The organism is Halegenticoccus tardaugens (assembly GCF_004116405.1).
GTDB classification, from domain to species: domain Archaea; phylum Halobacteriota; class Halobacteria; order Halobacteriales; family Haloferacaceae; genus Halegenticoccus; species Halegenticoccus tardaugens.
Genome location: NZ_SDIC01000003.1, coordinates 565,310 through 579,432, shown reverse-complemented (window position 1 = coordinate 579,432; position 14,123 = coordinate 565,310). Strand labels below are relative to the sequence as shown.

The following is a 14,123-nucleotide window of genomic DNA, read 5'->3' as shown; positions in this document are numbered from 1 at the left end:
TCTTATACCACCCGGTATGGAATCCCTCGGGAAGATCGACCGTGCGTTCTTCGACGAGCACGTCTACCCCCACCTCGGAGCCGAGCGGGACGACGTGACGCTCGGCCCGCGCCACGGCGTCGACTTCGGCGTGATGGCGGTCGGCGGTCGGGCCGTCGCGATGGCGACCGATCCCGTCTTCGTCATGCCCTCGCTGGGCTTCGAGCGGGCGGCGTGGTTCGCCTTTCACATCCTCGTGAGCGACGTCGCCGTCTCGGGACTCCCGCCGACGCACCTGAGCGTCGACTTCAACCTCCCGCCGGAGATCGCGGACGGGGAGATCCGGACGGTGCTGGAGACGTTCGACCGCGAGGCGCGGAAGCTGGACGTGGCGATCGTCACCGGCCACACGGCGCGCTACGCGGGCTGTAACTACCCGATGGTCGGCGGGGCGACGAGCGTCGCCGTCGGCGATCCCGCGGACCTCGTCCGGCCCGACGGGGCGCGCCCGGGCGACGCCGTGGTCGTCACGAAGGGGCCGGCCGTCGAGGCGACCGGCCTCATGTCGATCCAGTTCGAGTCGATGCTGCGGGAGGAGCTGGACGGCGAGGCGGTCGACGCCGCGACGGAGCGCTTCTACGACATGAGCCCCGTCCGCGACGCGCTCGTGGCCGCCGCGGCGGGTCCGGTGACGGCCATGCACGACGCCACCGAGTGCGGCGTCTACGGCGGCCTCTACGAGATGGCCCGCGCCGCCGGCGTCGGCGTCGACGTGAGCCGAGAGGCGTTCCCCGTGCTGCCGGGCGTGCGGGAGGCGTGCGACTTCTTCGGGATCGACCCGTGGAAGTCGATCAGCGAGGGGACGCTCCTCGTCGCGGTCGACCCCGACGGCGTCGACGCGGTGCTCTCGGCGCTCGAAGGCGAGGGGATCCCGGCGGCCGCGGTCGGCGAGATCCGCGAGGGATCCGGCCTCCGCGTCGACGGCGAGCCGGTCGACCACCCCGAGGTCGATCCGTTCTGGGGCGCGTTCGAGGAGTACATGGGAAAGGTACAGTCCGCGAACGAGTCGGGGGGTGCGTGATGCGCCGACCCGCCCCCGTCTCGCCCCCGATCGCGCTGACGGTCGCCGGCAGCGACTCCGGCGGCGGGGCGGGGATCCAGGCCGACCTGAAGACGATGGAGGCACACGGCGTCTTCGGCACCTCCGTCGTCACGGCGACGACGGCGCAGAACACGCGGGGCGTCCGCTCGTCGTTCGTCCTCCCCGTCGAGGAGATCCGCGCGCAGTACGAGGCGGTCGCCGACGACTTCGAGATCGGCGCGGTCAAGACGGGCATGCTCGCCACGAGCGAGGTGATCGGGGCCGTGACCGACCTCCTGTCGGATTTCGACGGCCCGATCGTCGTCGATCCGGTGATGGTGGCGGCGACGGGCGACCGCCTGCTCGACGAAGCGGCCGAAGCGGCCTACGGGGGGTTGCTCGCGGCGGCGACGCTCGCGACGCCGAACGCGGACGAGGCGGCGGCGCTGACGGGGATCGACGTGGTCGACGCCGAGTCGGCCCGGGAGGCGGGCGAGGCGCTGCTGGAGACGGGCGTCGACGCGGCGCTCGTGAAGGGCGGACACGTCGACGGCGACGTCGTCGTCGACACGCTCGTGTCGGCGGCGGGGGCGGAGCGGTTCGAACATCCCCGGATCGACACCGACGCGAACCACGGCTCGGGGTGCACGCTCGCGAGCGCGGTCGCCGCGCGACTGGCCCGCGGCGAGTCGCTCGACTCGGCCGTCGCCGCCGGCGTCGGGTTCATGGAGCGGGCGGTGCGCTACTCGCTCGACGTCGGCGAGGGTCCGGGTGCGGTCCACCACCTCGTCGCGCTGCGCGAGGAGGCCGACCGCCACCAGACGATCGAGGCGGTCGAGGGCGTCGTCCGCCGGCTCGTCGACCGCGACGCGAGCGCGCTCGTCCCGGAGGTGGGGATGAACGTCGTCGGCGCGACTCCCTACGCCGAGACGGTGTCGGAAACCGCCGCCGTCGAGGGACGGATCGCGCGAACGCTCTCGGGTGCGAGGCCGAACCGCGGCGTCCGACTTGGCGCGTCGGGCCACGTCGCCCGCTTCCTCCTCGCCTGCCGGGAGTTCGACCCGTCGCTCCGCTTCGCCGTGAACTGCCGGTTCGACGACGACGTGGAGGCGGCGCTGTCTGCGCTGTCGGGGCCCGTCGGAGAGTTCGATCGGAGCGAGGAGCCGACGGACGTGAAGGAGCGGGAGGGGGACACGGTGCGGTGGGGCGCGCGGCGGGCGTTCGAGGGGGTCGCCGAGGAAGCCGAAGACGTACCCGCCGGCCCGACGCCCGTCGCGGTGGTCGACCGCGGCGGGGTCGGCAAGGAGGCGATCGTGACGCTCCTCGCGCCGGACGCCGACGCGCTCGCGGACCGGACGCTCGCGCTGCTCGACGCCGTTGAAGGCGAGGGACGATGAGCGGGGAATACGGCCCCGGAAAACGGGTGATGGGCGTCGGGTCCGGCGGTTCTCGACGCGCCGAACCCACAGTGTTTTACCCGGCCACGACCGGAAGTGAGGTATGAGCGCGCAGGAACGGGGAATCGTCGGGCAGTTTCTCGCCCTCAAGTCGGAGACGGAGGCGGACCTCCTGGCGATGCAGTGCGGCGACTTCTACGAGTTCTTCGCCGACGACGCCGAGACGGTCGGCGAAGAACTCGACCTCAAGGTCTCCCAGAAGTCGTCGCACGGGTCGTCGTACCCGATGGCCGGCGTCCCCGTGAACGACCTCACGCCGTACCTCAAGGCGCTCGTCGAGCGCGGGTACCGCGTCGCCGTCGCGGACCAGTACGAGACCGAGGGCGGGGACCTCGCCCGGTCGGTCACCCGCGTCGTCACGCCGGGCACCCTCCTGGAGACGACCGACGCGGAGGCGCAGTACCTCGCGACCGTCGTCGGGGGGCGCGGCGGCGGCTACGGCCTCGCGTTCGTCGACGTCACGACCGGGCGGTTCCTCGTCACGGCGACGGAGAGCGAGACCGACGCGCACGCGGAGCTGTACCGGTTCGACCCGGTCGAGGTCCTGCCGGGACCGGACCTCCGCGGCGACGACGGGTTCCTCTCGCGGCTCCGCGAGGGGACCGACGCGACGCTCACGATCCACGACGCCGAGAGCTTCGCCCCCGGCCGGGCGCGACACGCCGTGACCGAGCAGTTCGGGAGCGAGACGCTCGAGAGCGTCGGCCTCGACGCCGAGCCCGCGGTGCGGGCGGCCGGGGCGGCGCTGTCGTACGTCGAGCGGACGGGTGCCGGCGTCGCCCGGTCGATGACGCGCCTGCAGGCGTACCGGCCGAGCGACCACGTCGAACTCGACGCGACGACGCAGCGCAACCTCGAGCTCACGGAGACGATGCAGGGTCGCCGCGAGGGGTCGCTGCTCGACGCGCTGGACCACACGGCCACGAACCCCGGCGGGCGGTTGCTCCGCGAGTGGCTGACCCGGCCCACCCGCGACCTGGCTGAGATCGAGCGCCGGCAGGACTGCGTGGAGGCGCTGGCCTCGGCGGCGCTCTCTCGCGAGCGCGTCCGCGACACGCTCGACGGCGGGTACGACCTCGAACGGCTGGCGAGCAAGGCGGCGAGCGGCAGCGCGGGCGCGCACGACCTGCTCTCGATCCGGGACACGCTCTCGATCCTGCCGGCGCTCGCGGAGGCGATCGAGGGGACGGAACTCGCCGACTCGCCGCTCGGGGCGGTGGTCGCCCGTCCCGACCGCGAGGCCGCGACGGGGCTCCGCGACGAACTGGCGGACGCGCTGGCGGAGGAGCCGCCGAAGACGGTGACGCAGGGCGGACTGTTCAAGCGCGGCTACGACGACGAACTCGACGACCTCGTCGGGCGTCACGAGGAGGCGAAGCGGTGGCTGGACACGCTCGAAGAGCGCGTGAAGTCGCGGTACGGCATCCACCACGTGACCGTCGACCGGAACAAGACCGACGGCTTCTACATCCAGGTCGGGCGGTCGCAGGCCGACGGCGTGCCGGAGTCGTTCCGCGAGATCAAGACGCTGAAGAACTCGAAGCGGTTCGTCACGGACGAACTGGAGGAGCGCGAGCGGGAGGTGCTGCGGCTCGAAGAGGCCCGCGGCGACCTCGAGTACGACCTCTTTTGCGACCTGCGCGAGCGGGTGGCGGAGCGCGCCGCCCTCCTGCAGGACGTCGGTCGGGCGCTCGCGGAGGTCGACGCGCTCGCCTCGCTCGCCGCCCACGCCGCCGGCAACGCGTGGGTCCGCCCGGAGCTGACGGATCCCGGACCGCTGCGCGTCGAGGCGGGTCGTCACCCGGTCGTCGAGCGGACGACGGAGTTCGTCCCGAACGACCTCGACATGGACGACGAGGAGGCGTTCCTCATCGTCACCGGCCCGAACATGAGCGGCAAGTCGACGTACATGCGGCAGGCGGCGCTCATCGCGCTGCTCGCGCAGATCGGCAGCTTCGTGCCCGCGCGGTCGGCGACGGTGGGGCTCGTGGACGGGATCTACACCCGCGTCGGCGCGCTCGACGAACTCGCGCAGGGGCGCTCGACGTTCATGGTCGAGATGCAGGAGCTTTCGAACATCCTCCACTCGGCGACGGCGGAGTCGCTCGTGATCCTCGACGAGGTCGGCCGCGGCACCTCGACGTACGACGGGATCTCGATCGCGTGGGCGGCGACGGAGTACCTCCACAACGAGATACGAGCGAAGACGCTCTTCGCGACGCACTACCACGAGCTGACGACGCTCGCGGACCACCTCGACCGTGTGCGGAACGTCCACGTGGCCGCGGACGAGCGCGACGGCGACGTCACCTTCCTCCGGACGGTTCGCGACGGGCCGACGGACCGGAGCTACGGGATCCACGTCGCCGACCTCGCGGGCGTCCCGACGCCGGTGGTCGACCGCGCGGGGGACGTACTGGAGAAGCTTCGCTCGGAGAAGGCGATCGAGGCGAAAGGTGGCGAGCGAGGCGAGCCGGTGCAGGCGGTGTTCGACCTCGGAAGCGGGGGGTTCGCGTCCGGCGACGGCGGCGCGGCGGCGAACGGAACGAGCGATCCGGCATCGGAGTCGAGGTCGGGCGCGACGTCGGGGGCGACTCGGACGACGGCGTCGAACCCGACGGCGGCGGATCGGTCGACGGAATCGGACAGGGCGGCGGCATCGAGCGGGACGACGAAGTCCTCGGACGCCATCGCGGATCGGTACGGCGAGGGCGCGGCGGACGTGCTCGCCGCGCTCGCGGGGACGGACGTGAACGAAGTGCCGCCGGTGGAGCTGATGGCGCGGGTGCAGGAGTGGCAGTCCGAGCTCCGATCGGAGGGCGACGGATGACCGACGAACCGCTCCGGGCGACCGTCACGCAGAAGGCGGCGCTGTTCGGTCCGCGGGGCGACGTCCTGTTGCTCCGAGACGGCGAGGAGACGTGGGAGTTCCCCGGCGGGCGGATCGGGTGCGACGAGACCGTCGAGGAGGGGTTGTTGCGCGAGATCCGCGAGGAGACCGGTCTCGACGTGGAGGTCGGACGACCGGTGTACACCTGCGCGTGGGTGAACGACCGCGACAGGGGTCGATTCGCCGTCGTCTACCGGTGTTCGAGCGAGGTTCGGGGCGTGACCCTGAGCGACGAGCACACCGACTGGACGTGGGCCGACCCCGAGACGGCGCTCGAAGAGCACCTGTCGGTGCGGACGCAGCGGGCCGCACTCAGGCGGGCGCTGGAGGTGGAAGGATGAGAGAGGACGAACCGGCGAGCGCCGACGAGATAGGAGACGAGCCGCAGAGCGCCGACGGTCCGAAAATCCGCGCGCTCGACGAGGCGACCGTCCAGCGGATCGCGGCGGGCGAGGTGGTCGAGCGGCCGGCCTCCGTGGTGAAGGAACTCGTCGAGAACAGCCTCGACGCCGACGCCTCGCGGGTGTCGGTGTCGGTCGAGCGCGGCGGCAAGGAGGGCGTCCGCGTCCGCGACGACGGCGTCGGGATGGCCGCCTCGGAGTTGGCGCGTGCCGTCGAGGAGCACACCACGAGCAAGATCGCGGACGTCGGGGACCTCGAAGCCGGGATCGGCACCCTCGGATTTCGCGGGGAGGCGCTGTCGACGATCAGCGCCGTCTCGCGGACGACGATCCGGAGCAAGCCCCGGGGCGAGGCGACGGCCGGGGCCGAACTCGTCGTCGAGGGCGGCGACGTCGGCGAGGTCCGGCCGGCGGGCTGCCCGGCGGGGACGACGGTCGACGTCCGGGATCTGTTTTTCAACACGCCCGCGCGTCGGAAGTTCCTGAAGACGGACGCGACGGAGTTCGACCACGTCAACACCGTCGTCTCGCAGTACGCGCTCGCCAACCCGGATGCGGCCGTCTCGCTGTCGCACGACGGCCGCGAGGTGTTCGCCACCGAGGGGAGCGGCGACCTCGAATCGGCCGTCCTGTCCGTCTACGGCCGGGAGGTCGCGGAGGCGATGGTGCCGGTCGAGACCCGCGTCCGTGGGGACGCCCCCGTCGAATCGGTGAGCGGGCTCGTGAGCCACCCGGAGACGACTCGGAGCGGCCGGGAGTACCTCTCGACGTTCGTCAACGGGCGGTACGTGACGGCCGCGACGCTGCGCGAGGCGGTGCTCGACGCCTACGGGGGGCAACTCGCGCCCGACCGCTTCCCCTTCGCGGTGCTGTTCGTCGACGTGCCGCCGGAGTCGGTCGACGTGAACGTCCACCCGCGGAAGATGGAGATCCGCTTCGACGACGAGTCGGCCGCGAAGCGCGCCGTCGAGACCGCGGTGCGGGAGGCCCTGCTGGATCACGGGTTGATCCGGTCGGGCGCGCCGCGCGGCCGCTCAGCGCCCGGCGAGACCGACGTAAAGCCGGAGGGAGCGGACGGCGAGGTCGTCGGCGGAGCCGGGACCGCCCACGAGCGCGCGAGCGGCGTCGAGGCGAACCGGAGTCGCACCGACCGGACGCCGAGCCGGGTTCGGCCGAGCGGAGACCGAGGCGAAACGACGCGGGGAGGCGACGGGCGCGAGACGGCCGATTCGACGCGGGCGGACTCGGTTCCGGAGGCGGATCCGCAACCGGCGGGGGAGACGGACGTCGAAAGCGACGCGCCGGTCGAGCCGGACGCGACCGCCGAGTCGGACGGGCCGGCCGAGTCGGGGGCACCCGCCGGCCCCGGCGCGACCGCCGAGGGCGACAGACCCTCGCCGCGGCCGTGGCAGTCGTCGGTCGAAGACGAAGGGAGAGCGAAACGGGGCGAATCGTCGGGGACGCTCGACCCGTCGACCGTCGACGCGTCGACGGTCGGGACCGACGAGGGAGGGACGAGAGACGCGGAGGTGTCGCAGGGCGGGCCGTCCGCGAGATTCGGCGCGATCGGGCCGACCACGCAGCGGACGCTCGACGGCGAAGAGGCGACGGGCGAGCGGGAGTTCGACTCGCTGCCGCCGATGCGGGTGCTCGGACAGCTACGCGACACCTACCTCGTCGCGGAGACGGCCGACGGGATGGTGCTCGTCGACCAGCACGCCGCGGACGAGCGGGTGAACTACGAGCGCCTCCGCCGGGAGGTCGCGGGGGACACGCCGACCCAGGCGCTGGCCGAGCCGGTCGAACTCGAACTGACAGCCCGCGAGGCGGCGCTGTTCGAGGAGTACGCGGAGGCGCTGGCGCGGGTCGGGTTCCACGCCGGCCGGGTCGACGAGCGGACCGTCGAGGTTCGGACCGTCCCGGCGGTGTTCGACGCCGCGCTCGATCCGGGGATCGTGCGCGACGCGCTGTCGGCCTTCGTCGCCGAGGAGCGCGACGGTGCGCGGCGAACCGTCGACGCAGTGGCGGACTCGCTGCTCGCCGATCTGGCGTGCTACCCGTCGATCACGGGGAACACCTCCCTGACGGAGGGATCGGTGGTCGACCTGCTCGAAGCGCTCGACGCCTGCGAGAACCCCTACGCCTGCCCCCACGGCCGGCCGGTGATCATCGAGATCGGCGACGACGAGATCGAAGATCGGTTCGAGCGCGACTACCCCGGCCACGCCGGTCGCCGTCGCGAGGACTGATCCCGGAATCAGTCGTCGAGGACGATCCGCAACCCGCCCTCCTCCCGCTCGAACGACGTGCCGAACGGAGCCGACAGCTCGCGCATCCGGTCGCGGCACCACCGGGCCGCCGCCGGCGTCGCCTCGTGGACCGCGCAGTCGCGGATCTCGACCGGCGAGAGCCGGAGGTCGGTCGGGGCGCCGTCGCCGTCGACGGCGACCTCGAAGAGGAAGCTCAGGTCGTTTCGTAGGTCGGGGTCGACCACGTAGTCGTCGACGAAGTCCCCGGCGTCGTAGAGGATCGGTTTGCCGTCGCGCACCTCGACCCCCTGGAAGACGTGGGCGCTGTGTCCGTGGACGACGTCGACGCCCCGGTCGACGAGTCGGCGGCCGAACGTCCGGAAGGCGGGCGGCGGTTCGGTAACCATGTTCGGTCCCCAGTGCAGCGAGGCGACGAGGAGGTCGGGATCGCGGGCGCGGGCGGCGGACAGCGCGTCGTCGACGACGCGGCGCGATCCGGACGACGCCGGATCGAACCGGACGTGGGCGGTCCCCGGCGAGTCCGGCGTCGCGGCGTACTCGGGGGTGTTGTCGGTGAACGAGACGACAGCCACGTCGAGTCCGTCGACCGAAAAACGGGCCGGCTCGCGCGCCTCCGCGACCGTTCGTCCGGCCCCCGAGCGGGCGATCCCGGCCCCGTCCAGCGCGTCGAGCGTGTCGAGGAGCGCCGGTTCCCCGTAGTCGAGCGTGTGGTTGTTGGCGAGGCTGCAGCAGTCGACGCCGGCGCTCCGCAGCGCGGGGAGCGCCCGGTCGGGGGTCGCCCGGAAGTGAAACGGCCGGTACGTCCGCGTCCACGGCCGCCCGCGCTCGGAGAGGCAGCACTCGAGGTTGATCAGCAGGCCGTCGAGCGACCGCAGTCGGGGGAGGACGTCGCCCCACACGGCGTCGAGGGGGCGCGACCGCTGGCGGGCGTCGACCTGCCGCCCCAGCATCACGTCCCCGGCGAGTCCGATTCGGGTCGAGCGGGCCATACGCGCGAGTACGCCGCGAGCGGGCAAAAACGGGAGGACGGCGCGACGACACCGAGGACGGTGCGGGTCGCCCGCGATCGCGGTCCGCGCCGGTGGACGGACAACGAACAGAACTTATACCAGCTTCGGCCTTGCTCTACACATGATACTTCGACGCACGATTCGGGGGGAGCGATGACCGACCTGCTCACGTTCGGCGAGACGATGCTCCGCCTGTCGCCGCCGGGGATGGAGCGCCTCGAGTCGGCCGACGAACTCACCGTCTACCCGGCGGGCGCGGAGAGCAACGTCGCAGTCGCGGCCTCCCAGCTCGGCGCGGACGCGACGTGGCTGTCGAAGCTTCCGGACTCGGCGCTCGGCCGGAAGATCGTCGGCGAGCTCCGCGCGAACGGCGTCGAGACGGAGATCGTCTGGAGCGACGAGGGCAGACAGGGGGTGTACTTCGTCGAGCGCGGCACCGAACCGCGCGGCACGCGCGTCATCTACGACCGGGCGGACAGCGCGGTGACGACCGCGACGACGGCGGAGCTGCCGCTCGAACGCATCCGGGACGCCGAGATCTTCTACACCAGCGGCATCACGCCCGCGCTCTCGGGCACGCTGGCGGAGACGACGGACGAGCTGCTCGGGGCGGCGAGGGAGGCCGGCACGACGACCGCGCTGGACGTGAACTATCGGTCGAAGCTGTGGTCGCCCGAGGAGGCCAGAGAGACGCTTTCGGGGCTGTTCCCGTCGATCGACGCGCTCGTGGTCGCGATCCGGGACGCCCGCGAGGTGCTGAATTTCGACGGCGATGCCGAGGGGATCGCCGCCGACCTGGCGGCGGAGTGGGGCTTCGAGACGGTGATCGTGACCCGCGGCGAGGAGGGCGCGCTCGCCCTGCACGACGGTACCGTCCACGAGCAGGGGATCTTCGAGGCTGAGACGGTCGATCCGGTCGGGACGGGCGACGCGTTCGTCGGGGCGTTCCTCGCTCGCCGCCTCGCGGGCGACGGCGTCCCCGAGGCGCTCGAATACGGGGCCGCGACCGCCGCGTTGAAGCGGACGATCCCCGGCGACGTGGTCGTCGCCACGCGCGCCGAGATCGAGGCGGTGCTCGACGCCGACGCCGTCGGGATCGCGCGGTAGCGTCGGGTCGTCGGATCGGAAAACCGGCCGAATCGGCCCGCGAACGGCGGTTCGCGTCCGGTCGTGTACACTCCACTGATACGTGGCCAGAAAACATACCCCAGAGAACGCCAACGGTCGAACGCGAATGAGAGCCCTCGCAGTAGTGATGACCGCGCTCCTGGTGACGGCGGGACTCGCGCCCCTGTCGACCGCGCAGTCCGACGCCGAGTCGGCCGCGTACGCCGGATCCACCGTCTCGTTCGACACCGACGAGACCGCGGTCACGAACTACAGCGTCGGCGACGAACGCCTCTTTTCGTCGATCAAGGTACAGGCGAGAAGCGACGCCGGCAACGGCGGGATACTCAACATCGGGCCGTCGCTCTCTTCGGTCGTCCCCCTCGACGGGAGTCGCGTGGATCTGTCGTCGGAGACGGAGACGACCGCGACGGTCGAGACGAAAAGCGGCGCGACGATCGAGGCGCACGACAACGACCGCGGGGTGCTCGTCGTGCGAACCGAGTCGCGCAGCCAGTACGTCCAACTCAACGCCAGCGACGACGCGGAGGCGTCCTACGAGGGCGGGATGGCCGTCGTTCGCGGAGAAAACGGCACCGAAGCGGCCGCGTTCGTCGTCGGCGACGGGCAGATCTCCGCCGAGGGCGACAGCGTGGTCGCGAACATCGACAAGGACGATCGGCTCGTCGTCCGCTCGTACGAGCAGGAGCGCGGGACGGCCGACACCCAACAGGAGCGCCTCATAAAACAGGAGGAAGTCGCGGCCGAGACGTACGTGATGCAGCGCGAAAACGGGACGGTCGACGACGTCGTCGCCTACGACCCGGGAACCACGGTCGACGTGACGAGCGGGGAGCGGGGATCCGTCGAGATGACCGTCGAGCGCGAGGACGACGAGGGCACGATGCTCCTCGCGACCGTCTCGTCCGACCTCCTCGACGCCGACTCGCTCGCGGTCGGCGTCGACGGCGTTCTCGCCGACGAGACCGACTCGTACAGCGCGCTCGAAAGCGCGGCGGACGGCGACGAGCCGCGCTATCTCGTCACCGAAACCGGCGCGAACGGGACGGTGAACGTCCTCGTCGCGGGCGAGGGACTCTCCGACGGGAACCTCGTCCTCAGATCCGGTCAGAACGCGACCGCGGGCCTCTCGGCGGCGGACGAAAGCGAGGATTCGTCGGGCGCCGACGAGTCGTCGGACTCCGACGAGGGGACCGGCTCGGAGGGCGAGTCGGACGGGGAGACCGGCGCGCAGGTGCCCGGATTCGGCGTCGCCGTCGCCGCCGCGGCGCTCCTCGCGACCGCGGCGCTCCTCGCGCGCCGGCGGTGAAACACGCCCGCGAGGTGCTGGATTTCGACGCCCCGGCCGAGCGGATCGAGGGTGACGGGAGGAGACGGGGTGGCCACCAGACTGATTTCCGCGTCGCCCGTCGGTAGGGTCGAGGCGGATCGACCGGTCGATCCCGACCGCGTGGCCCGAAACGAACTCGAACGCGCAGCCCGGCCTTCTCCGAACCACGACGCGAACCCGAGAGAACCATGGAAATCCACGAACCCGAACCGAACGACGCCGACCGGATACGCGAGGTCGTCGAGAGTTCGATGACGACGTCGTACGCGCTCAGCCCGCAGGAGATCGACGCCGTCGTCGAACACCAGTTCGGCGGCGAGACCGTCGAGCGGAAGCTAAACGCGACGGACGCCGTGCTCCTCGTCGCCGCGACGGAGGAGACGATCGTCGGCGTCGCGGCGGGCGATCTCGGCGAGGGGCGGGGCGACCTCAGGTGGCTCTTCGTGGACCCCGAACACCGGGGCGAGGGGATCGGCACCCGATTGTTCGAGGAGACCGTCGAGGCCCTGCGCGAACGAGGGGCGAGGCACGTGCAGGCGAGCGTCCTCGCCGAGAGCACCGACGGCGGCCAGTTCTTCGAACGGCTGGACTTCGAGCGGATCGACGACCGGGAGGTCGACTTCGGCGAGGACACCTTCGTCGAACACGTCTACGTCGAAGCCTCCGAGGCGGACGCCGGAGGGGCGGCCGAGGACGCGGAAGGGCGCGAGACGGCCGCGGACGACGGAGAGGACGCGGGCGAGGGAGTCGACGCGGACGACGGTGACGAAGCGGCCGGCGAGGGGACGATCGAACCGCCGGAGACGGCCTCGGAGGAGGACGGAACGCGGGTGTACGTCGCCGACGAGGAGACGGAGCAGGGTACCCAGGGGCCGTTCTTCGTGACGTACGCGGACGAGGACCGGACGGACCGGTACGGCTACCTGTGCGGCAACTGCGGGTCGCTCGACGTTGACATGGACGATCTCGGCCGGATGGTGTGCGGCGAGTGCGGCAACAGCCACCGGGCGGACGAGTGGGACTCGTCGTACCTGTGATCGAGCCGCGAGGGCGTCGCCGCCGTCGTCAGCGGTACCGCCGTCGACCGTGCGCCGCGGGCGGGCGCGACCGACACATTTGCGGTGGCTCCGCACGGATCGGACGCCATGCACGTCGTCATCATCGGCGCGTACGGAAGCGCCGGCGTCGCCGCCGCGGAAGCGCTGAGCGAACACGTCGGAGACTGGATCGACCGACTCACCATGATCGACGACGGCGAGCCCGGCGGTGGGCTGTGCATCCTGCGCGGCTGTATGCCGTCGAAGGAGGTCCTCTCGGCGGCGGCGCACCGGTATCAGGCGCGACACGACCCGCGGCTCGACGGCGAGCCGCCGCGGCTGAACCTCGAAACGGTCGTCGCCACGAAGGACCGTCACACGGCCGCGTTCGCGGCGCACCGCCGCGCCGCCGTCCACCAGCTGGCCGAGCTGGACGGCGTGGAGTTCGTCCACGACGCGGCGCGCTTTCTCGGCGACCGCGTCGTCGCCGTCGACGACCGGGAGGTCGAGACCGACTACGTCGTGCTCGCCACCGGGTCGACGGTGAACGTACCGGACCTCCCGGGGATCGACGAGGTGGACTACCTGACCAGCGCCGACGTGCTCGACGCGACGGAGCTCCCCGAGTCGGGCGTCGTGATGGGTTTCGGCTACGTGGGCGTCGAACTGGTGCCGTACCTCGTCGAGGCGGGCGTGGCCGACCTCACGGTGATCGAGCACGACGACCGGCCGCTGGACGAGGCGGATCCGGCGTACGGGGACGAACTGTTGGAGCTGTACCGCGAGGAGTTCGGCGTCGAGATCCTCACGAACGCGACGGAGGAGGCGGTCGAGCCGACCGACGACGGCGTCCGCCTCCGCGTCGACGTCGCGGGCGAGTCGCGGGCGATCGACGCCGAGGCGCTCTTTCTCTTCACCGGCCGCCGGCCGAACCTCGACGGACTCGAACTGGCGAACGCGTCGCTGTCGCCGGGGGAAGGGTGGGTGACGGACACGATGCAGGCGGTCGACGACGAGCGGACGTTCGTCGTCGGCGACGCGAACGGACGGGAGCCGATCCTCCACGTCGCGAAGGAGCAGGGGTACAAGGCGGCCGAGAACCTGCTGGCGCACGCCCGCGGTGAGGCGCCCGACCCGTACGAGAACGTCCACCACCACGTGATCTTCTCGGGCGCGGCCGTCTACCCGTACGTCCGGGTGGGTCACTCCGTCGAATCGGCCGAGGAGGCCGGGCTGGACTACGTCGACGTCTCCCGAAGAGCCGAGGACGACGGCGTCTTCAAGACCAAGAACGCCCCGCGGGGCCGGGCGTCGCTGGTCGTCGACGCCGAGGACGGGACCGTCCTCGGCTACCAGGGGCTGCACTACCACGCCGACGTGATGGCGAAGACGATGCAGGTCGTCGTCGAACTCGGCCTCGACGTGCGCGACCTGCCGAACCGGGCGTACCACCCGACGACGCCGGAGATACTCGACGCGCTCTTTCGGGCCGCGAGCGCGAAAGTCCGATGATATTCTATCCCTGACACGTTTTCCGCAC

The 14,123-nt window shown here is 71.7% G+C and carries 10 protein-coding genes; 9 read left to right on the top strand and 1 reads right to left on the bottom strand.

Annotated elements, in window-relative coordinates; translation table 11 throughout:
* Positions 1 to 16 precede the first annotated feature (16 nt).
* From C3L37_RS10610 to mutL, 5 genes are all read left to right on the top strand, one after another.
* Entirely contained in the window at positions 17 to 1,060 is a 1,044-nt protein-coding gene (locus tag C3L37_RS10610) for an AIR synthase family protein (protein ID WP_129114570.1), read from the top strand.
* Entirely contained in the window at positions 1,060 to 2,457 is a 1,398-nt protein-coding gene (gene thiD, locus C3L37_RS10605) for a bifunctional hydroxymethylpyrimidine kinase/phosphomethylpyrimidine kinase (protein WP_129114569.1), read from the top strand. The genes C3L37_RS10610 and thiD overlap by 1 nt, the downstream gene beginning before the upstream one ends.
* A 103-nt stretch (positions 2,458 to 2,560) precedes the next feature.
* Positions 2,561 to 5,347, top strand: coding sequence for a DNA mismatch repair protein MutS (mutS, locus tag C3L37_RS10600; protein WP_129114568.1), 2,787 nt, complete (start codon positions 2,561 to 2,563; stop codon positions 5,345 to 5,347).
* Positions 5,344 to 5,748, top strand: coding sequence for an NUDIX hydrolase (locus tag C3L37_RS10595; protein ID WP_129114567.1), 405 nt, complete (start codon positions 5,344 to 5,346; stop codon positions 5,746 to 5,748). The genes mutS and C3L37_RS10595 overlap by 4 nt, the downstream gene beginning before the upstream one ends.
* A complete protein-coding gene (gene mutL / locus C3L37_RS10590) occupies positions 5,745 to 8,057 on the top strand; it encodes a DNA mismatch repair endonuclease MutL (RefSeq protein WP_129114566.1) in 2,313 nt (770 codons plus the stop codon). Before C3L37_RS10595 ends, mutL begins: the two co-directional genes overlap by 4 nt.
* 8 nt (positions 8,058 to 8,065) lie before the next feature.
* On the opposite strand, the gene C3L37_RS10585 is transcribed toward mutL, so the two are convergent.
* On the bottom strand, positions 8,066 to 9,067 hold the full coding sequence (locus C3L37_RS10585) for a CapA family protein (protein ID WP_129114565.1): 1,002 nt from the start codon (positions 9,065 to 9,067) through the stop codon (positions 8,066 to 8,068).
* Between the two features lie 174 nt (positions 9,068 to 9,241).
* Between C3L37_RS10585 and kdgK1 the strand changes: the two genes are divergently transcribed.
* The 4 genes from kdgK1 to C3L37_RS10565 all read left to right on the top strand — a co-directional run bounded on the left by kdgK1 (position 9,242) and on the right by C3L37_RS10565 (position 14,095).
* On the top strand, positions 9,242 to 10,195 hold the full coding sequence (gene kdgK1, locus C3L37_RS10580; protein WP_129114564.1) for a bifunctional 2-dehydro-3-deoxygluconokinase/2-dehydro-3-deoxygalactonokinase: 954 nt from the start codon (positions 9,242 to 9,244) through the stop codon (positions 10,193 to 10,195).
* Between the two features lie 148 nt (positions 10,196 to 10,343).
* Positions 10,344 to 11,525: a PGF-CTERM sorting domain-containing protein gene (locus C3L37_RS10575; RefSeq protein ID WP_129114563.1), complete on the top strand. Its 1,182-nt coding sequence runs from the start codon at positions 10,344 to 10,346 to the stop codon at positions 11,523 to 11,525.
* Between the two features lie 209 nt (positions 11,526 to 11,734).
* A complete protein-coding gene (locus C3L37_RS10570) occupies positions 11,735 to 12,583 on the top strand; it encodes a GNAT family N-acetyltransferase (RefSeq protein ID WP_129114562.1) in 849 nt (282 codons plus the stop codon).
* Positions 12,584 to 12,691: 108 nt separating this feature from the next.
* Positions 12,692 to 14,095 (top strand): dihydrolipoyl dehydrogenase family protein, encoded by a 1,404-nt coding sequence (locus tag C3L37_RS10565; RefSeq protein WP_129114561.1) that lies wholly within the window; start codon positions 12,692 to 12,694, stop codon positions 14,093 to 14,095.
* Positions 14,096 to 14,123: the final 28 nt, after the last annotated feature.

Bases quoted from the DNA above. Each gene is read 5' to 3' on its own strand.
- kdgK1 (WP_129114564.1), top strand. From the start codon at position 9,242: ATGACCGACCTGCTCACGTTCGGCGAGACGATGCTCCGCCTGTCGCCG.
- C3L37_RS10565 (WP_129114561.1), top strand. From the start codon at position 12,692: ATGCACGTCGTCATCATCGGCGCGTACGGAAGCGCCGGCGTCGCCGCC.
- C3L37_RS10585 (WP_129114565.1), bottom strand. From the start codon at position 9,067: ATGGCCCGCTCGACCCGAATCGGACTCGCCGGGGACGTGATGCTGGGG.
- thiD (WP_129114569.1), top strand. From the start codon at position 1,060: ATGCGCCGACCCGCCCCCGTCTCGCCCCCGATCGCGCTGACGGTCGCC.
- mutS (WP_129114568.1), top strand. From the start codon at position 2,561: ATGAGCGCGCAGGAACGGGGAATCGTCGGGCAGTTTCTCGCCCTCAAG.
- C3L37_RS10570 (WP_129114562.1), top strand. From the start codon at position 11,735: ATGGAAATCCACGAACCCGAACCGAACGACGCCGACCGGATACGCGAG.
- C3L37_RS10595 (WP_129114567.1), top strand. From the start codon at position 5,344: ATGACCGACGAACCGCTCCGGGCGACCGTCACGCAGAAGGCGGCGCTG.
- C3L37_RS10610 (WP_129114570.1), top strand. From the start codon at position 17: ATGGAATCCCTCGGGAAGATCGACCGTGCGTTCTTCGACGAGCACGTC.
- C3L37_RS10575 (WP_129114563.1), top strand. From the start codon at position 10,344: ATGACCGCGCTCCTGGTGACGGCGGGACTCGCGCCCCTGTCGACCGCG.
- mutL (WP_129114566.1), top strand. From the start codon at position 5,745: ATGAGAGAGGACGAACCGGCGAGCGCCGACGAGATAGGAGACGAGCCG.